The sequence below is a fragment of the Streptomyces sp. NPDC001663 genome, assembly GCF_042893105.1.
In the GTDB taxonomy this organism is placed as follows: Bacteria; Actinomycetota; Actinomycetes; order Streptomycetales; family Streptomycetaceae; genus Streptomyces.
On the sequence record NZ_JBIAUR010000006.1, the window covers coordinates 145874 to 164306 of the forward strand.

Here is an 18433-nt window from a genome sequence, read left to right on the forward strand (position 1 = left end):
CTGTCGGCAAGTTGTGAGAGCCAGAGGTAGCGATCAGGCAGGGTGGATGGATGCCTGAGTCGTTCTTGCCCGGAGGCTTCGTCAATGCGGTCGTTCGCGTCGGGGACACGGTGCGTCGTCCAGCCTCGGCGAGGTTCGTGGGTGATCTGCTGAGGTTGCTCGAAGCCAGTGGCTGGGGTGGTGCTCCGCGGTATCTCGGTGTGGACGACGAGGGCCGTGAAGTCCTCGCTTACCTCGATGGCCACGTGGCATGGGAGCCGCGACAACCTGCTGCTGTGTCGTCGGACGAGAGTCTGGTGACGGTCGCCCGGCTCGTGCGTGAGTTCCATGACCTGACGGCCGGCACGCCGCTCGCCGGAGACCAAGAGGTCGTGTGCCACAACGACCTGTCGCCCAAGAACACGGTCTATCAGCTGTCCGGTGGCGGGCTTCGCCCAGTGGCATTCATCGACTGGGACCTTGCGGCACCAGGCGCGCGGATCCACGACGTCGCTCATGTCTGCTGGCAGTACCTCGATCTGGGCCCTTCGGTCACCGACGTCGAGAAGGCAGCCCGACGCATGAGGCTGATCGTTGACAGCTACGGGTTGCCCGACCGGCAACGCCTGGTGTCCACGATCCTGTGGTGGCAGGACCGGTGCCGGCGGGGCATCGAGACCCAGGCCGATGCGGGCGACCCCGCCATGGCCCGGCTCCGTGACGCTGGGGCGGTGAGGCAGGTTCAGATGGCCTGTCAGTGGGTTTCCGATCATCGGGCTGCCTTGGAACGCTCAGTGCAGTGAGCGCGTGTTCAAGTTGGCGGAGGCTCAGTGACCGAGCGGGCGCCGGGGCAGCGGTGACGAGTAGACGACGCTCGTCGTCACCGAGCCGAGGGCGCCGATCTTGCCCGACACCTCTTCCAGATGGCGCATGGAGCGGGCGGTGACCTTGATGATGAAGCAGTCGTCGCCCGTCACGTGATGCGCCTCCAGGATCTCCGGCGTCACGGCGACCAGGTCGTGGAACGGTTTGTAGTTGCCGTTCGGATACCTGAGGCGCACGAACGCGAGGATCGGCAGCCCCAGCCGCTCCGGGTCCACGACGGCGGCGTACCCCTGGATGACACCCGCCTCCTCCAGCCGCCGCACCCGCTCGGTCACCGCGCTCGGCGACATGGAGACGGCCCGCGCCAGCTCGGCGAAACTGGCCCGGCCCTCCCGCTGGAGGACGTCGAGAATGCGCCAGTCGGTGGCGTCCGGGGAAAACGTGGTCATGGCCGAGAGATAGCAGGGGATTCCCCGGCAGATCAAGGGGAACCCCAGGGATCCTCACTTCGGATGACCGTCCGACCGGCATAGATTCCTGACCATGACCACTGACACCGTGAACCCCGTACTCCGCGTCGCGCCCGCCGACCCGGCCGAGGCCGCCGCCCACTTCCGCGCGAGCCTCGCCTTCCACGCCGACGTGTCCGACGTCGCCGCCGCGCTCGCGGCCGGCGGCGACCCCGGGTTCGTCGTCGTGGACTCCCGCTCCACCGCGTCCTGGGACCAGGGCCACATCCCCGGCGCGATCCACCTGCCGACCGCGCTCATCCCCGAGCAGGCCGAGCAGCTCCTCGACAGGACGGTGCCGGTGGTCACGTACTGCTGGGGCCCCGGCTGCAACGGCGCCACCCGCGCCGCACTCGCCCTCGCCGAACTCGGCTACCGGGTCAAGGAGATGCTCGGCGGCTTCGAGTACTGGGCGCGCGAGGGCTTCGAGTACGAGACCTGGCAGGGCCGCGACCACCGCGCCGCCGACCCGCTGACGGCACCGGTGGACGCGGAGGACTGCGGCTGCTGAACCACCGCCGTACTGCTCAGTCCCGTACGACCTCGGGCAGTGGCCGCAGGAACCGCCGGTCCGCCGCGGCGAACTCCGCCGCCGGGCGGGCCGCGCGCAGCACCACGTCCAGCGCAGCGTCGGCGTCACAGGCGTAATGCCCGCTGGCCCAGGCCGCGTTGGCCTCGACGACGGCCCAGCGGTCGCCGTCGAGCACACCGACGTCCACCACGATCGCGCTCGGCAGCTGCGATGCGGCCAACTGCCCGGCGAACGCCAGCACTTCATCCCGTCGCGGGTCCTCCGCCAGCGGGGCGACGTCGAGTTCGCCGCGCGTCGCGTACCGGCTGCCGGTGCGGACCTCGCCGTCGAGGAGGAACAGCCGGTACTCGACGGCGAACGCCACGATGTCGCTCACCAGCACCGGCTCGGTGTCGTCCACCGCGTCGGGGCCCGGCAGCCCGCTCCCGTCCGGATAGACACGGGCGGGGAAGCTCTTGTCGTTCGGCGGCTTGACGAAGGCGGGCCGCCGCAGCCGCCGCGCCTCGGCGACCGTCGTGAACTCGACATCCCGGCAGGTGAGTTCGTACGGCAGCCGGGCCAGCCAGTCCGCCGGAGCCTCCAGCAGCCCGAGACCGAGCCCCCCGGCGACGGTGTCCGCGAAGAGGGGACCGGCGTACAGCGACGCGCCCCCGCTCCACTGCTCGGGCACCCGCCAGTCGCGCAGCGTCTCGACATGCAGGGCGCGAGCGCGCGCCGCACGGGCCAGGGCGTGGCCCGTCGCGGTCACGCGCGGGGAGAGGAAAAGAGTGCGGCCGGTCATGAGGGTCGAGAGTGGCGCATGAGGAGGGTTGGGGGACAGCGAATTTGTGCGAGCGCCGTGCGTGTACGGTTCTGCGCCATGGTGCGATACGCGGATCCCGGTGCGCTGGAGTGGGTCGAGTCGGGCGGTGGGCCGCTCATAGCGGTGCCGGAGACGGTGCTGCCCTTCTGGGCCGGGGCCGACGGCGAGGAGACCGCCTCCGACTACGACCGGGCCTGCGAGGTCGACGGGGTCGTCGGTCTGCTCCCGGTCGGCGACTCGGCCGCCCTGGTCCTCGGCGACGAGCCCGCCTCGACCGCCTACCTGCCGGAACACGGCACCTTCGTACGGTGGTGCGCCGCGAACTCCGAGGACGAACTCCTGGCCGGCGTCCCGGCCGCCCTCGCCACGGCGGACTGGGAGGACGAGGTCCGCTGGGAGGTCCCGGGCGCCGTCGTGCTGTTCGACTCGGCCTGGCCCGGCGGCGAGACCGAGCGGACGGACCGCCTGAGGGTCGTACTCGAACCGGGGCGATACGCGGTGCGCGCGGCCAACGTCCAGCCGGGACCGGAGACCTGGGTGGGCCTCGTACAACTGCGGCGGCTTCCGTAGCACCTGCGGCAGCCGATGTAGCAGGCAACTCGGCGCTCCCGCGCGGATAATCGCGTGCGCCGAGTCGGCGGGGTCCCCATCATGGTCGTCCATGCCCCGACTCCCGCACCCCGCCCCCGAAGACCTGCGCCGCGACCCCCTGCCGCTGCGCGGCCGTACCGCCCTGGTCACCGGGGCCAGCAGACGCGCCGGCATCGGACACGCCGTCGCCCGGCGGCTCGCTGCGTACGGGGCGAGCGTCTATCTGCACCACCACGTGCCGCACGACACCGCCATGCCCTGGGGAGCCGACCGGCCCGAGGACGTGATCGCCTCCGTGCGTGCGGCACTCGGCGACCCCGCGGCGCGGGTCGTCGCGGGCCCCGGCGACCTCACCGACCCGGCCGTGCCCGCCGAGTTGATCGCCACGGCCGCCTCCGCGCTCGGCGGCCGGCTCGACATCCTCGTCGCCAACCACGCCCTCAGCGGCAGCGACGGCACCCTCGACACGATCGACGCCGCGATGCTCGACGCCCACTGGGCGGTCGACACGCGCTCGGTGCTGCTCCTCGTCCAGGCGTACGCCCGACTGCGCGCCGAACTGCCGTCCCGTACCCCTGGCGGACGCGTCGTGATGATGACCTCCGGCCAGGACATCGCGGACGGCATGCCCGGCGAGATCGCCTACGCCCTGCAGAAGGGCGCCCTCGCCTCGATCACGCGCTCCCTGTCGACCACGCTCGCCGAGCAGGGGATCACGGTGAACACCGTCAACCCCGGTCCCGTGGACACGGGCTACGCGACGGGGGAGACGTACGAGGCGATCGCCGCGCGCTTCCCCTCCGGCCGCTGGGGCATGCCGGACGACCCGGCCCGCCTCATCACATGGCTCGCCACGGACGAGGCGGACTGGATCACCGGTGAGGTCATCAACTCCGAAGGCGGCTTCCGGCGTTGACCTCGTGCGTCACAGCTCGGACAGCTCGTCCACCAGGTCGTCCAGGCCCAGCGAGCCCTGGGAGAGGGCGGCCATGTGCCAGGTCTTGAGGTCGAAGCCGTCGCCCTGCCGCTCGCGCGCCTTCTCACGGCCCAGCAGCCAGGCCCGCTCGCCCAGCTTGTAGCCGATGGCCTGACCCGGCATCGACAGGTACCGGGTCAGCTCGCTCTCCACGAAGTCCGCGGGACGGCTGCTGTGCGCCGCGAAGAACTCCTGCGCCAGCGCGGGCGTCCAGCGCTCCCCCGGGTGGAAGGGCGAGTCGTCCGGGATCGTCAGCTCCAGGTGCATGCCGATGTCGATGATCACTCGCGCGGCACGCATCATCTGCGCGTCCAGATAGCCCAGCCGGCGCTCCGGGTCCGTGAGGAAGCCCAGCTCGTCCATCAGCCGCTCCGCGTACAGCGCCCAGCCCTCGGCGTTGGCGCTGACCATGCCCACACTGGCCTGGTAGCGGGAGAGGTTCTCGGCCACGTGCTTCCACTGCGCCAGCTGCAGATGGTGGCCGGGCACGCCCTCGTGGTACCAGGTGGACACGAGGTCGTAGATCGGGAAGCGGGTCTGGCCCATGGTCGGCAGCCAGGTGCAGCCCGGGCGGGAGAAGTCGTCCGACGGGGGCGTGTAGTACGGCGCCGCCGCGCTGCCGGGAGGCGCGATCCGGGACTCGACCCGGCGCACCCGCTCGGCCAGGTCGAAGTGGGTGCCGTCGAGCTTGTCGATCGCCTCGTCCATCAGGGACTGCAGCCAGCGCTGCACCTCGTCGACGCCCTCGATGTGCGTGCCCTGCTCGTCCAGGTGCGCCAGCGCCACCCACGGCGTGGCCGCGCCGGGCAGGATCTTCTCGGCCTCGGCCTTCATCTCGCCCAGCAGCCGGTGGTACTCGGACCAGCCGTACGCGTACGCCTCGTCCAGGTCGAGATCGGTGCCGTTGAAGTAGCGCACCCAGCGGGCGTACCGCTCACGGCCCACCACGTCGGGCGCGCCCTCGACCGCCGGCGCGTACACGTCCCGCACCCAGTCGCGCAGCGCGACGACGGCCTCGGTGGCCGAGCGGGCCGCCGCGTCCAGCTCGGACCTCAGCGCCTCGGGTCCGGCGGCCGCGTACTGCTCGAACCAGCCGTGCCCCTCGCCGTCCGCGTCGGCCCACTGGCCGAGCTGCCCGACGAACGTGGCGGTGGCGCGCGGCCCGCCGTACAGCTTCTGCTCCAGGCCGCGGGCGAGGGACTCCCGGTAGCCCTCCAGCGCGGCCGGGACCGCGCGCAGCCGCTCGGCGATCGCCGCCCAGTCCTCCTCCGACTGCGCCGGCGTCACGGTGAACACCTGGCGCACCGCATGGGCGGGGGAGCTCAGATTGCTGACGGCACGCAGGCCCTCCTCGGCCTCGTGCACGGCGAGCCCGGCGAGCAGCCGCTCGCGCAACAGGCGCGCGCACCGGCGCTCGACATCAGTGTCCGCTCCGGGCTGCCGCTCCGCCTCCGCCAGCCGGGCCAGCGTCCGGCGCGACAGCTCGGCCTGCGCCTCCTCGCCCGCGGGCGAGAGGTCGGGCAACCTGCTGGAACTCTCCTTCACGCCGAGGAAGGTGCCGGTGATCGGATCGAGGGCGACGAGCTCGTCGACGTACGCGTCGGCGACTTCGCGGGGCAGCGGGCTCTTGATCTCAGACATGCGGCCATCCTCGTACGACGGCCCGCCGCACGTCACCCGGATTGAGCCGAGGGCGTAGGGCGCGTCCGCCGGAATCCGCCGGACAGGCCCCGAGGCTCTACGGCGGGAGCAGCGGCCCGCAGTCCCACTGCTGGAATATCAATCGCGTTTCCACCCGGGCCACTTCGCGACGCGACGTGAACTCGTCCAGGACCAGCCGCTGCAGATCCGCCATGTCCGCGACGGCGACATGGACCAGATAGTCGTCCGGGCCCGTGAGGTGGAAGACGGTCCGTGACTCCGGCAGCGCCCGGATCCGCTCCACGAACGGCCCCACCAACTCCCGCCGATGCGGCCTGACCTGCACGGACAGCAAGGCTTCCAGCCCTCGCCCGAGTTTGGCCGGATCGAGTCGCAGCTGATGCCCGAGGATCACGCCGGAACGGCGCAGCCGGGTCACCCGGTCCAGGCACGTCGAGGGCGCGACCCCGACCTGGGCGGCGAGGTCTCGGTAGGTGGTCCGGGCGTCGTTCTGCAGCAGCCGCAGCAGATGAAGATCCACCGGATCCAGTACGACAGATTCGGCCATCGGTCGAACGTAGCACGGTGTTCGATTCCTGTGACCCGGTCGTTGTTCACTCTTCCCGCATGGACGCCACGAGAGCTCTGGCCACGGAAGCCGTGCACGCGGGCCGCGACGACCTCGCCCGGCAGGGACTGCACGCGCCGCCGATCGACCTGTCGACCACCTATCCCTCGTACGACAGCCGCGGTGAGGCCGCCCGCATCGACGCCTTCGCCACCACCGGCGCCGAGCCCGAGGGCCCGCCCGTCTACGGCCGTCTCGGCAACCCGACCGTCGCCCGCTTCGAGACCGCGCTGGCCCGCCTCGAGGGCACCGAGTCAGCGGTCGCGTTCGCCAGCGGGATGGCCGCGCTGAGCGCCGTCCTTCTCGTACGGGCGTCGATGGGTCTGCGGCACGTCGTGGCCGTACGACCGCTGTACGGATGCAGTGACCACCTGCTGACCGCCGGGCTGCTCGGCTCCGAGGTCACCTGGACCGACCCGGCCGGCATCGCGGACGCCCTGCGCCCGGACACCGGCCTGGTGATGGTCGAGTCCCCGGCCAACCCGACGCTCGCCGAACTCGACCTGCGGGCCGTCGCCCATGCCTGCGGCTCGGTCCCGCTGCTGGCGGACAACACCTTCGCCACGCCCGTGCTCCAGCGCCCCGCCTCGCTCGGCGCCCGGCTGGTGCTGCACAGCGCCACCAAGTACCTCGGCGGACACGGCGACGTGATGGCGGGCGTGGTGGCCTGCGACGAGGAGTTCGCCGGACGGCTGCGGCAGGTCCGCTTCGCCACGGGCGGCGTCCTGCACCCGCTCGCCGGCTACCTGCTGCTGCGCGGCCTTGCGACCCTGCCGGTGCGGGTGAAGGCGGCCTCCGCGAACGCCGCCGAACTCGCCCGCCGCCTCGCCGCCGACCCACGCGTCACCCGCGTCCACTACCCACGCATCGGCGGCGCGATGATCGCCTTCGAGACCGCCGGCGACCCGCACGAGGTCATCGCCGGCGTCCACCTGATCACCCCGGCGGTCAGCCTGGGCAGCGTGGACACCCTCATCCAGCACCCGGCATCCATCAGCCACCGCATCGTGGACGCGGACGACCGGCGGGGCGCCGGGGTGAGCGACAGGTTGCTTCGGCTTTCGGTGGGCTTGGAGGACGTCGAGGACCTATGGACGGACCTGGACAGGGCATTGGGGGCGCCGGCGCGCCCCGACAGGGGCGCGGGGCTGTGTCGATCTGCAGCCCCGCCGCGGGGCGCCACAATCCACAACGCACCCGCAGACGCCGACGACCACCCAACCCCTACGGCGCTTCGGCGTTGGTAACCCGAACCGCACCTTCGCCCAGCGGAGCGTCCCCGTCCAGCCGAGCCGTGATCACCAGGGTCCCCTCCTCGATCTGATAGTCGAGGGGGAGCCCCAACCCCCGCATCGCCGCAACCATCCCGGTGTTGGACGCCTGGGTCACGGCATACACGCTCTCGCACCCCGCCTCGACCGCCATCGCCACCAACCGCTCCAGCAACTCCGCACCGATACCGCGCCGCTGCCACTTGTCCTCGACGAGCAACGCCACCTCCGTCTCGTCCCCGTCCCACAACAGGTGACCGAGACCGACCAGACGCCCCGAGGTGGTCTGCACCGCCAGCGTGCGGCCGAACCGCGGACTGAGCAGGTGGTTCAGATAGCGGGCGGCGTCACCGACCGGCCCGTGGTACCGCATCCCGAGCGTCCGCGCGGAGCACCGCTCGTGCATCTCCTTCGCGGCCTCCAGGTCGCGCGGATCGGCCCGCCGCACGGTGATCTCGTTGCCCTCGGGCAGCGTCAGCACGTCCTGGCTGTGCGGCACCCGCGGCCCGAGCCGGGCGTCCAGCTCCACCAGCGCCCGCGCCCGGGCGAACTCGGCCGGCGTGAACGGCAGATACGGCCGCTCCACGGTGATCACTCCACCTTCCGGCGCCCGCAGCCGCAGCACCGTGTCCTCGAGAACTCCCTCCACCGGCACACCGTCCGGCCCGCGCCCTCCGCCGACCGGCGTACCGGGCAGCTGGCGGATGGTGCACCGGCCCAGCAACTGCCGCAGCGCCAGCGGCAGTTCGGCCGCGTCCAGGGCGGTGCGGGCGGCCAGGCCCAGCACCCGGGTCGGCGCGTCCACCAGGTCGTGGGCGTCGGCCCGCTCGATCCAGGTGTCCACGCCGCCTGCCCCCGAGACCACCCGGGTGAGCTCGGACGCCATGAGCCCACCGGGGGCCCGCAGCAGGAACTCGTCCACCGTGCCCTCGGCCAGGGGATGCGTCTGCAGGCTGAGGATGTCGACCCGCTGCCCGGCGAGCGCCGTGCAGAGCGCGGCCAGCGACCCCGGTTCGTCCTTCACCGTCGTCCGCATCCGCCACAGAGTGCTCTCCCCGGGCAGGCTCTCCGGCGCCTGCACCGACGACTCGGACGGCCCGGCCTGCTGCTCCTGAGACAGTGGCCGGGCACCGGTATCGTCCGCCGGCGGCGCGTGACCGTGGCGGCGTGACCACCATGTGTGGACCAGGGCGGCGAGTTCGCCGACGCTCCTCTGCCAGTGGTGCGCGGGACGGCTGTGCTTCGCAGGCGTCACATCAGACATTTCTCGAGTCATGCAGTCACTGTGAAGGAAGGGTGTTGCGTGATCACGAACGCTTTGTGACTGATCGGTAAAGTGTCGTTATGCTCCTTTTGTTGATTTTTATACGGTTGTCTTGCGCGGCGTCACGCTCACATCAGGCGGCCGCCTCCGGCGACAGCGCGCTGCGCAGCCGACGGGCCTGCGTCACCAGCCGTGAGGAACCGCGCCGGTCCGCCGTCTGCGCCAGGTGCGGTATCTCCCCCCGCGCCCCGGACCGCTCGGCGCACTCTGCTGCCACGGCCAGCAGTTCCCCGAGCCCGCGGGCCGACGCCGCCGTGCCGTTGGTCGCGAGCTCCGCGAGCAGGACGGGCAGGGTGTGCCGCAGCATCTCCCAGATGGTGGCGTTGGCCCCGGTGGCCGCCGCGACCTTCGCCGACTCCGCGAGCCGCAGCGGCTTCACGGCCCCGCGCCGCACCAGCTGCCCGAGATCCGCGCCCAGCCGCGCCGTGTCGAGCTGCCCGCGTGCAGCCAGTGTCAGCAGCGCGTCCACGGCGGCGAGCCGGTCCTCCGGATGCCGCGCGCCGAGCCCGTACGCCAGGCACCGATGCACGGCCTCGCCCGCCTCGCCGCCGGACTCGGCCAGTTGGGGCAGGACGGCGGCGGCGCCCCGGGCATCGTCCACGGCCACGGCGGACAGGTCCCGCAGCATCCGAGCGGCCACGAGCTCGCGCCGCTCGGGGAGCAGGGCAAGCCAGTGCTGCCGTATGGCGTCGCTCCAGTGGTAGCAGTACCAGCGGTCCCCGTACACGCTCACCGGTCGGCCCAGAGGCCGGTACTCCGCCGGGAAATCCTGCTGCAATTCCAGGAGTTCACCGCACTCGAGCAGGATGCGACTGCCGAAGATCCGTCGTCTGGCCGTCGGCAGCCCGGGACCCGGTTCGCTCAGCCAGTCGGTGAGCCGTGTGCCCTCCGGCGTGCCGAGGGCGGCCGCGCGCTCGGCGGCCCGCACGGCAGCCGCCCGGTCTGCGCGCCGCACCCGCAGCAACGCCTGCGCGAAGTCCGCCGGCGACACCCGCGCGCCCAGGCGCCGGTACTCGTCGAGACGGTCCACCAGCTCGTCCGGCTCCAGGAGGCCCGTGCTCCACGTCGGGGTCGACAGCAGGAACGGCAGCGGATCGGTCTGCAGCCGGTACGCCACCTCCCACAGCCGGGCCGCGAAAGCCCGGGCGAGACCGCTGTGCCCGCACTCGCGGGCCGTGGACCCGTGCTGGACGAACGCGTGCAGTGTCTTGAGGCGGACCCTGCCGCGCAGGGTGGCGAGGAGGAGGTCCAGGCCGTCCTCCGCGTCCGACACGGCGAAGTCGGCCCCGTCGAAGCGGCTTTCGGAGTCGTAGTCCGCGCTGTTCCACCAGCGGCGCGCGAGCACGGGCTGGAGTGCCTCCAGCAGGGCTTCCCGGTCGCGGTACGCATGGCGCACCAGGCCGTCCAGCGCCCGCTCGAACCCGGCCACACCGGGCTCGGACGCCATGGCCGCCCCCACCTCCTCGGCGGCCTCGGCCGCGGAGACGGGAGCCGGGGCGAGGCGCGTGAGCACAGGGACGGGCGGGAGTACCTCCTCGTACGCCACCGGGGCCGCCGCCGCGGGCGCGGTGCCCAGCAGCTGAGCCGCCCGGGCCCGCAGTCCAGGAATCAACTGCTCGGCCTCCGCAGCCAGTTCGGCGTGCACGTCGGCGTTCTCGACCTTCTTGACGTGCCGCTCCACCAGCTTCAGCGCCCGCTCCTGGACGTCCGAATCCTCGTGCCCGAAGGCCTGCGCGACCGCGGGCAGCAACTCCTCGGCCGTGCCCGCGTCCCGGGTGAGGACCTTGCCGAGCAGCACGAGCTGGGCGCGCACCAGCTTCTTCTCGGTGCGGAACAGCACCGCCGCCGACATCTCCGCCAGCTGACGCGGCGCCAGCTCGCCGTCGAGGGCCGGCGCGGCCAGCAGCGACTGGGCGTGCGAGGCCACCGGAGAGACCGCATCGGAGGCGAGGGCCAGCCAGTCGGCGGTCCGCTCCCGCTCCTCGTCCCGAGTGAGCTCGAGCAGCTTCAACAGTCGGAGGAACACGCGGTGTTCGGTGGTTGTGCCACCCCGCAGCAGGCGTGCCACACAGGCGTCGACCATCACCTTGCGGTCCAGGACCCCCTCGGCCGTGAGGCGGACGAGCGCCCCGGTCCAACTGTCCGGTCCCTCCCCGCGCGGCCACTCGAGCAGACCCCCGATGTCGTTCGTCTCGAAGAGCGCGGCCACGAGCTGAGGCAGATGCGGATCCGGCCGCAGGCGGTCGAGCAGCGTGCCCTTGCGCTGCACGGCCCAGCTCAGGTGGCCCATCCAGCCCCGCACGTAGGCGTCCGTGGCCGGCACCGGGCAGCCCGACAGCCACACCAGGCCCGCCATCAGCTCGTACGGCACCCCGGACGTGGCCGGCCGCTGTGCGAGCCGGTGCGTCAGGTCGGCGAGCCACTCCTGGGAGCGGTCGCCGAGGAGGCGCAGCAGCAGGGCCGGCGAGGTCTGCGACCAGCGCATGTCGGCCGCGGCGATCCAGGTCGCGACGGCCGCGGCACCGGTCTGGCAGGCCACCCCGGCCACGAACAGCGGCGAGTAGGCGCGGCGAGCATCCGCCTCCCAGGGTGCCGTCCTCAGCTCCTTGCGAAGGGCCTTCAACTCGGGGACGACAGACCGCCGTTCGGCGTCCGTCATCTCGTCGAGCAGGTCGACCACCGTGGCCGTGTGCCCCGCCCGTACCGCTTCCATCAGCGAACTCATCGCACACCCCCGTCGACCCGCGTCCTGTCCTGCTCCACCGCGGCACCCCGCCGCACCATCCGCACCGCCAGCGCGTGCTTGCACGGCCCGCGCCCGCCCCGGTACCTCGCCCACCACAGGCAGCTGCAGCTCAACACCCCCGCCTCGTCCCGCACCCGGTGCACATGCCCGTCCTCCGCGGTCACCGTCCCGAGGGCGCCGTCCAGGGCGACCGCGCCGGCGGCCACCAGCGCCCGGGCCGAGCGCAGCCTGGGGTTGTGGCGCTCCACGCGCTCGGCGTCGTAGGGCAGTTCGCGGTGGAAGTAGGCCGCCTCCGCCGTGTCGTAGCCGACGCGGCCCGACGTGCCCAGCCGGACCAGGGCCGCCCGCACCCGCTCGGCCGTGAGCCCCGAGGAGGCGGCGAGGTCGGCCACGTCGATGCGAGGCTCCCACGCCAGGAGCACCGAGACGAGTTCCGCGTCCTCGGCGGCCTCGTCGGTGGCGAGCGCGTCGAGGACGCCGCCCTCGCCGGAGAAGCCGCGCGAGGCGTCCGGCGAGAGGGTCAGCGTCAGCCGCATCCCCGGCAGCACGGCTTCCCAGGCGCTCGCCGCGGAGGCGCTGCCGGTGGCCGCGGGGCCGTACACCCGCAGGGCCGTCGCGTGTCGCAGCACGCGCTGGAGCGCGATCAGTCGCTCAGGGCCGGGCAGACACACCGCGCCCGGCACCGCCCGCGTCGTCGGCCGCAGAGTGCGGCCCGCGGGCACCACCCAGCGCGGCCCGGCCGAAACGCCCCGCCCACCCCCGCGGGGCAGGGCACGCAGGAACCGGACGGCCTCGCCCGCGGGCAGCTCGGCGCGCAGGTCGAAGCCGGCCGCTATGACCTGGGCCTCGGCGAATCCGCGCAGCCAGCGGTCGGGCAGCGGCACCTTCTTCTCCACGACCGGGCCGTCCAGCGTGGTGACCGCCAACTCCTCGGGGCCGACGCGCAGATGGAGCGGGTCGTCCGAGCCGATGCGGGAGAGAGCCTCGCGCAGCGGGTTGTTGACGTCGACGTTGGTCGTGCCGTGCCCCACCTCGCCGCCGTCCAGGCCCGCCTCCAGCACGTCCAGGCGGGCGTACACCCCGCCGCAGCCCGAGAAGGACTCGAAGCGCAGCCGGTCCCCGTTGCCCGTCACCACCGGGTCGAGCGAGGCGCGCAGCTGCCGCTGGTAGTAGCGCGCGGCGGCCACGTCCGCCACCGCCAACAGCCCGGCGGAGGCGACCTGAGGGCTCGTCAGGAACCCGGCGAAGAACCGGGGATGGTCCTCGACTCCGGACGGCGTCGCGCCCCGGGAGGTCTCGAGTCCCAGGCGTCGCTCACCCGCCGAGGACTCCAGCGCGGAGGGTCGGCAATAGGCCACGGCCTGCAAAGATCGCGTCATGGAAAAACCGTAGAGGCGACCACTGACAATCGGCCCTGACCTGCGAAGACGCCCTGCCGGAAGGGGAGTTCGCGGGCACGGAACGGCGCCGCGCACCGGGGGATGACGCCGGTGCGCGGCCCTGATGAGAGCGTACGGGAGTTACTGTCCGACCCGCCCCGGCTGCAGCGTCTGCGTGAACAGCACAGTGCCGTCGTACTCGCGCAGCCGCACCGTCAGCTCGCCGCTGTCGCCGTCGATGTCGACCTCGCCGAAGAACTGGTAGCCCTCGGCCGGCGAGACGTTCGACGCGGTCGGCGCCTTTACGAACACCCGGTCCGGGCCGAACGTGCCGTCCAGCGCGTTGGCCGGGAAGGCGCCGGCGTTGAGCGGGCCGGAGACGAACTCCCAGAACGGCTCGAAGTCCTTGAACGCGGCCCGCGACGGGTCGTAGTGCTGCGCCGAGGTGTGGTGCACGTCGGCCGTCAGCCACACCGTGCCGGTGATCCTGCGGTGCTTGATGAACCGCAGCAGCTCGGCGATCTGCAGCTCGCGACCCAGCGGCGTGCCCGGGTCGCCCTGCGCGACGGCCTCGATGTTCGCCTTGCCCTCGACTCCGTCGGGCACGACAAGACCGAGCGGCATGTCCGCGGCGATGACCTTCCACACGGCACGCGAACGGGACAGCTCGCGCTTGAGCCACTCCAGCTGCTCGGCGCCGAGGATGCCCTGCGGGTCGGTGGTCTGGTTGTCGGGCGAGTTGGCGTTGCGGTACGTCCGCATGTCGAGCACGAACACGTCCAGCAGGGGACCGTGGTTGACGACGCGGTAGATCCGGCCGTCCGGCCGCCCGCTGACGGTGGAGATCGGGAAGTACTCGGAGAACGCCTGCCGCGAGCGCAGGGCCAGGTCGTCCAGCTTCGTGCCGGCCGGGTAGGGCGTGCCGGTACCGATGACCTCGCCCGGGTACCAGTTGTTGCGGACCTCGTGGTCGTCCCACTGGATGACGTTCGGCACCTGGGCGTTGAACCGGCGCAGCGCCTCGTCCAGCAGGTTGTAGCGGAAGTTGCCGCGGAAGTCGGCCAGGGAGACCGCGACGTGCGACTTCTCCTCGGTGGTGACGTTCCGGTACAGGCTGCCGTCGGGGAGCGCCTGGGTCGCCGAGATCACGCCGTCGGCGTAGATGTTGTCGCCGCTGCACAGGAAGAAGTCCGGGTCGACCTTCGCCATGGCGTCGAAGATGCGGTAGCCGCCGATCGACTCGTTGATGCCCCAGCCCTGTCCCGCCAGGTCGCCGGACCACACGAACTTCACGCCCCTGCGCCGCTTCACGGGCGCCGTACGGAAGGTGCCGGCCACCGGTTCGCCGGTGCGGCGCGGGTCGTCAGGATCGGCGAGCAGCACCCGGTAGTGGATCTGCTCGCCCGACGGGAGCCCGCGCAGCCGGGTCGTGCCGGTGAAGTCCGAGTCCGCGCCGAGCAGCGGACCGTGCCATCTGCGCGGGTTGCGGAACGACTCGGTCGCCGACGTCTCGACGATCATCCTGGCCGGCCGGTCGGAACGCACCCACACCAGCCCGGAGTCGGTGGTCACGTCTCCGGCCTGCACGCCCCAACCCGCCTTGGGACGTCCGGACAGGGCGAACGCCGGCGCCGCGCCGAGGGCGGTGGGCAGGGTCAGGGCCGCCGACGCGGCGAGCGAGCCGCGCAGCACGCTGCGGCGGCCGGGGAGCGGACGGTGTGACATGGATGCGCCTCCAGGGACGGGATCCGGCCAGTGTGCGATGCCACAACTACTGGTGCGCCGCAGCGCACACGGAAACCACAAGTGAACAACTGACCGCAGGGACAAGGGAACCGGCGCACGACAAGGGGGATTCCGGTGGCGAAAGGGATGAGCCACCCGCGCGTTTCCCGCGCCGGTCACCCCGTGGTCATGCGGCGGTCGCCTCGGCCATCAGCCGTACACCCGCCCGGATCCGTGCCGGTGACTGGTGTGCGTACCCCAGGACCAGCAGTACGCCCTCGCTCCGTTCGTGCCCGCCACGCGCGTGCGTGTAGTCGGTCAGTGGACGCACCGCCACACCTGCCGCGGCCACGCGCGCGAGGAAGCGCTCCTGCGGCCCGTACCGTGCCGGCAGCGCGGCGATGACGTGCAGTCCCGCGGCGATCCCCGCCACCTGTGAGCCCGGGAAGTGCTCGTCCAGGGCGGCCACGAGTGCGTCGCGCCGCTCCCGGTAGGCGCGCTGGCAGCGGCGCAGCTGGCGGTCGTAGTCGCCGCGCTCCACGAAGCGGGCGAACAGCGCCTGGTCCAGGGTGGGATGGCCGAGATCCATGGTCCGCTTGCGCTCGACGACTTCGCCGGCCAACGTCTCCGGTACGAGCAGCCAGCCGAGCCTGAGGCCCGGCGCGAGGGACTTGCTGACCGAGCCCGTGTAGGCCACGTGTTCCGGGTCGAGCCCCTGGAGCGCGCCCACGGGAGCACGGTCGTAGCGGAAGTCGCCGTCGTAGTCGTCCTCCAGCACGAACCCGTCCACCGACCGCGCCCAGTCGAGCAGTTCGGTGCGGCGGCGGGCGGAGTACGCGATCCCGGTGGGGAACTGGTGGGAGGGCGTCGTCACGACGGCCCGCACGCCCGACTCCCGCAACGGCCCGACGACGAGTCCGTCCTCGTCCAGAGGCAGCGGCACGGTGGTGACGCCGGCCGAGGCGTACAGCGCGTTGTGCTGAGGGCTTCCGGGATCCTCCACGCCGACGGTGCGCAACCCGCGCGCGTGGAGCGCGAATCCGAGCAGCGTCGTCGCCTGGGCCACCCCGGAGACGACCACGATCCGCTCCGGGTCAGCGACCACGCCCCGGCGCCGCGCCAGCAGTTCCGCCAGTGCCGTACGCAGCTGCGGCAGCCCGCGCGGGTCGGGATAACCGAGATCCCGGTGGGGCAGGTCCGCCAGCACCGCGCGGTGCGCCGCGGCCCAGGCCGTGCGCGGGAACAGCGACAGGTCCGGCGTGCCGGGCACGAAGTCGGCCTGCGTGCCGGGGGAGTGCGGGGCGAGGTCACGCGCGCGTGCAGGCGCGGCCCGCACGGCACCGCCGACCCAAGTGCCTGCGCCACGCCCGCTGCGCAGATAGCCCTCCGCCGTCAGCTGCTCGTACGCCTCGGTGATCAGCCCCCGCGACACCCCGAGGTCGGCGGCGAGATCCCGGCTCGACGGCAACCGCGTGCCCGGCGCCAGCCTCCCCGACCGCACCGCCTCCCGCAGTGCCGCCTGCAATGAGCGGCCACGCGTGCGTGCCGGAGCGGAGGCGGCCGGCAGCAGCAGCTCCCAGGCGGGCGAGGCGGCGTGCCCTTGCTCCGGGCCGGAAGCTGGAGTGCCGTCCCGATTGGTCTCCGATGGCGTCATGGAAATGGACCTTAAACCGGACCGCTGCTCTACCTAGCGTCGCTGCCATGAACGCCACCACCACGCGCGGAGCCCTGCTCGCCGCGCTCGCCTGTGTCCTCGTCGGAGGGTCCTTCACGGCCAACAGCGTTCTGGGCCACTATCCGTACGCGGGCGGCCAGTTCCTGCGCTACGGCCTGGCGTGTCTGCTGCTCGCCCCGCTGGCCGGCCGTGGGGCCGCGGCGCGGCTGCGGGCGCTCGTGCCCCGCCAGTGGGCCCGCCTGGCGCTGCTCGCCGCCGTCGGCATGGTCGGCTTCAACCTGGCCGTGATCGCCGCCGAGCGCACCGCGGAACCGGCGGTACCGGGCGTCTTCGTGGGCTGCGCGCCCGTGGTCGTGGCCGTCGTCGTCCCGCTCCTGGAGGGGCGCAGGCCCCAACGCCTGGTCCTGTACGGGGCGTTGCTGGTCGCCGTCGGTGCCTTCACGGTGCAGGGCTGGGGGCGTACGGACGGCGTGGGCATCGCCTTCTCGGCGTGCGCGCTGGCCGGTGAGGTCGGTTTCGCGGTCCTCGCGGTGCCCGTGCTGCGGCCGCTGGGGCCGCGGCTGCTGTCCGCCACGGTGTGCGGCATCGCGGCGGTCGAGTCCGCGGCGGCCGGGCTGGTCGTGGACGGCACGGCGTGGCTGCGGCGGCCCGACGGCACCGAGGCCGCCGCGCTGCTGTGGCAGGCGGCGGTCGTCACGGTCGTCGGATTCGTGTGCTGGTACATGGGCATGCAGCGGATCGGCGCGGAGCGCGCCACGCTGTTCTCCGGCCTCATCCCGGTCGCCGCCGCCTGCACGGCCCCGCTCGTCGGAACGGGCTCCTACGGGGCCGCACAGGCCGTCGGCAGCGCCCTGGTCGGCGCCGGAGTCGCCCTGGGATCCGGCGCGTTGACCCGGCGGCGCGGCAGGTCAGCGGCTGCCGTCGAGGATGACGCGGGCGACCAGCGCCGGGTCGTCGTTCATCGGGCAGTGCCCGCAGCCGGGCAGCCGCACCAGACGGGCGCGGGGGATGATCCGCTTGGCGCGCACCCCCTGACGGCGCACGAGCAGCATGTCCCGGGTGCCCCAGGCCACGGTGACCGGAAGCCCGGGGATGTCGTCGGTGAACCGGACGGCGCTGCCGGACCGGAGGGTGTCGTCGAACCCGGTGGCCTGGGCAAGCGCCAGCGTCTCGGCGACCACGGCCTCGGGTGAACGGCGGCTGGGGCGGGCGTAGATCGTGCTCGTGAGCACGGTGCGGCCGGCCGCCGAGCGGGACAGCTGCTCGACCAGGGGCAGCGGCAGCCGCCGGGAGATGCGCCGCATCGTGAGCAGGACGCCGAAGGCGTAGCGCCGCTCGGCCTCCGACCAGAACCCGGCCGGGGACAGCGCGGTCACGGACCGCACGAGCTTCTCGCGGCCCAGCTCCAGGGCGAGCAGCCCGCCGAGCGAGTTGCCCGCCACATGCGGGCGTTCGAGCTCCAGCGCCTCGCAGAACGCTCCGAACACGGCGGTCGTCGTGGGCAGGTCGTACGCGAGCCCGTCGGGCAGCCCCGGAGAGGCGCCGAACCCCGGCAGATCCACGGCGATCACATCGCGCTCGGTCGCGAGGATGTCCACCACCGGGTCCCAGGCCTGCCGGTGGTGACCGATGCCGTGCAGCAGGAGCAGCGGCTCGCCGCTGCCCACGCGCGCGTAGGAGACGGTCACGGGCTGCGGGCCACCCGCAGAGGGGACCTTGAAGGAGACGGTGGCGGACATGGGTGCTCCTCGTCTGGGGCTCGCTGACGGACGCCGTGTAGACAGCTTGTCAGCAATTGCTACCGACGGGTAGCCCCTGGTTGGGGTCGAC

At 72.7% G+C, this 18433-nt stretch carries 15 protein-coding genes and 1 pseudogene; 6 read left to right on the forward strand and 10 right to left on the reverse strand.

Annotation, left to right across the window (positions count from 1 at the left end):
• Nucleotides 1-50: 50 nt before the first annotated feature.
• Complete coding sequence (locus tag ACFY1L_RS20405) at nucleotides 51-782, forward strand: phosphotransferase (protein ID WP_388825783.1); 732 nt, start codon at nucleotides 51-53, stop codon at nucleotides 780-782.
• A gap of 24 nt (nucleotides 783-806) precedes the next feature.
• Here the strand turns inward: ACFY1L_RS20405 and ACFY1L_RS20410 are convergent, their stop codons facing one another.
• Nucleotides 807-1253 (reverse strand): Lrp/AsnC family transcriptional regulator, encoded by a 447-nt coding sequence (locus ACFY1L_RS20410; RefSeq protein WP_388825786.1) that lies wholly within the window; start codon nucleotides 1251-1253, stop codon nucleotides 807-809.
• Nucleotides 1254-1347: 94 nt separating this feature from the next.
• On the opposite strand from ACFY1L_RS20410, the gene ACFY1L_RS20415 reads away from it, so the two are divergent.
• On the forward strand, nucleotides 1348-1824 hold the full coding sequence (locus ACFY1L_RS20415) for a rhodanese-like domain-containing protein (RefSeq protein ID WP_388825789.1): 477 nt from the start codon (nucleotides 1348-1350) through the stop codon (nucleotides 1822-1824).
• 16 nt (nucleotides 1825-1840) lie between these two features.
• Here the strand turns inward: ACFY1L_RS20415 and ACFY1L_RS20420 are convergent, their stop codons facing one another.
• Entirely contained in the window at nucleotides 1841-2626 is a 786-nt protein-coding gene (locus ACFY1L_RS20420) for an ATP-grasp domain-containing protein (RefSeq protein WP_388825792.1), read from the reverse strand.
• 78 nt (nucleotides 2627-2704) lie between these two features.
• Here ACFY1L_RS20420 and ACFY1L_RS20425 point away from each other — a divergent pair, with 78 nt between their 5' ends.
• Nucleotides 2705-3217, forward strand: coding sequence for an immunity 21 family protein (locus ACFY1L_RS20425; protein ID WP_388825795.1), 513 nt, complete (start codon nucleotides 2705-2707; stop codon nucleotides 3215-3217).
• Nucleotides 3218-3308: 91 nt separating this feature from the next.
• Nucleotides 3309-4154, forward strand: a complete 846-nt coding sequence (locus ACFY1L_RS20430) for an SDR family oxidoreductase (protein WP_388825798.1) — start codon at nucleotides 3309-3311, stop codon at nucleotides 4152-4154.
• A 9-nt stretch (nucleotides 4155-4163) separates the two neighbouring features.
• On the opposite strand, the gene ACFY1L_RS20435 is transcribed toward ACFY1L_RS20430, so the two are convergent.
• Both ACFY1L_RS20435 and ACFY1L_RS20440 read right to left on the reverse strand, forming a co-directional pair.
• A complete protein-coding gene (locus ACFY1L_RS20435; RefSeq protein WP_388825801.1) occupies nucleotides 4164-5855 on the reverse strand; it encodes a DUF885 domain-containing protein in 1692 nt (563 codons plus the stop codon).
• A gap of 97 nt (nucleotides 5856-5952) precedes the next feature.
• Nucleotides 5953-6423 carry an Lrp/AsnC family transcriptional regulator gene (locus ACFY1L_RS20440; RefSeq protein WP_361272158.1) on the reverse strand — a complete coding sequence of 157 codons (471 nt, stop codon included), beginning with the start codon at nucleotides 6421-6423 and terminating at the stop codon, nucleotides 5953-5955.
• 59 nt (nucleotides 6424-6482) lie between these two features.
• Between ACFY1L_RS20440 and ACFY1L_RS20445 the strand changes: the two genes are divergently transcribed.
• A complete protein-coding gene (locus ACFY1L_RS20445) occupies nucleotides 6483-7730 on the forward strand; it encodes a trans-sulfuration enzyme family protein (protein ID WP_388825804.1) in 1248 nt (415 codons plus the stop codon).
• On the opposite strand, the gene ACFY1L_RS20450 is transcribed toward ACFY1L_RS20445, so the two are convergent.
• The 5 genes from ACFY1L_RS20450 to ACFY1L_RS20470 form a co-directional block, all read right to left on the reverse strand.
• Entirely contained in the window at nucleotides 7708-9018 is a 1311-nt protein-coding gene (locus ACFY1L_RS20450; RefSeq protein WP_388825807.1) for a GNAT family N-acetyltransferase, read from the reverse strand. The two genes, ACFY1L_RS20445 and ACFY1L_RS20450, sit on opposite strands and share 23 nt — an antisense overlap.
• Nucleotides 9019-9151: 133 nt before the next feature.
• The gene (locus tag ACFY1L_RS20455; protein WP_388825810.1) at nucleotides 9152-11803 is read right to left on the reverse strand and encodes a DUF6493 family protein; all 2652 of its coding nucleotides are present in this window, start codon (nucleotides 11801-11803) and stop codon (nucleotides 9152-9154) included.
• The gene (locus ACFY1L_RS20460) at nucleotides 11800-13203 is read right to left on the reverse strand and encodes an SWIM zinc finger family protein (protein WP_388825813.1); all 1404 of its coding nucleotides are present in this window, start codon (nucleotides 13201-13203) and stop codon (nucleotides 11800-11802) included. The genes ACFY1L_RS20455 and ACFY1L_RS20460 overlap by 4 nt, the downstream gene beginning before the upstream one ends.
• 141 nt (nucleotides 13204-13344) lie before the next feature.
• Nucleotides 13345-14928, reverse strand: coding sequence for an alkaline phosphatase D family protein (locus ACFY1L_RS20465; protein WP_388825816.1), 1584 nt, complete (start codon nucleotides 14926-14928; stop codon nucleotides 13345-13347).
• Between the two features lie 187 nt (nucleotides 14929-15115).
• Nucleotides 15116-16582, reverse strand: a complete 1467-nt coding sequence (locus tag ACFY1L_RS20470) for a PLP-dependent aminotransferase family protein (RefSeq protein WP_388825819.1) — start codon at nucleotides 16580-16582, stop codon at nucleotides 15116-15118.
• Nucleotides 16583-16629: 47 nt separating this feature from the next.
• On the opposite strand from ACFY1L_RS20470, the pseudogene ACFY1L_RS20475 reads away from it, so the two are divergent.
• Nucleotides 16630-17418: pseudogene (locus tag ACFY1L_RS20475) on the forward strand (EamA family transporter); the annotation flags it as partial.
• Between the two features lie 93 nt (nucleotides 17419-17511).
• Here ACFY1L_RS20475 and ACFY1L_RS20480 read toward each other — a convergent pair.
• Nucleotides 17512-18342: an alpha/beta fold hydrolase gene (locus ACFY1L_RS20480; protein ID WP_388825823.1), complete on the reverse strand. Its 831-nt coding sequence runs from the start codon at nucleotides 18340-18342 to the stop codon at nucleotides 17512-17514.
• Nucleotides 18343-18433 lie beyond the last annotated feature (91 nt).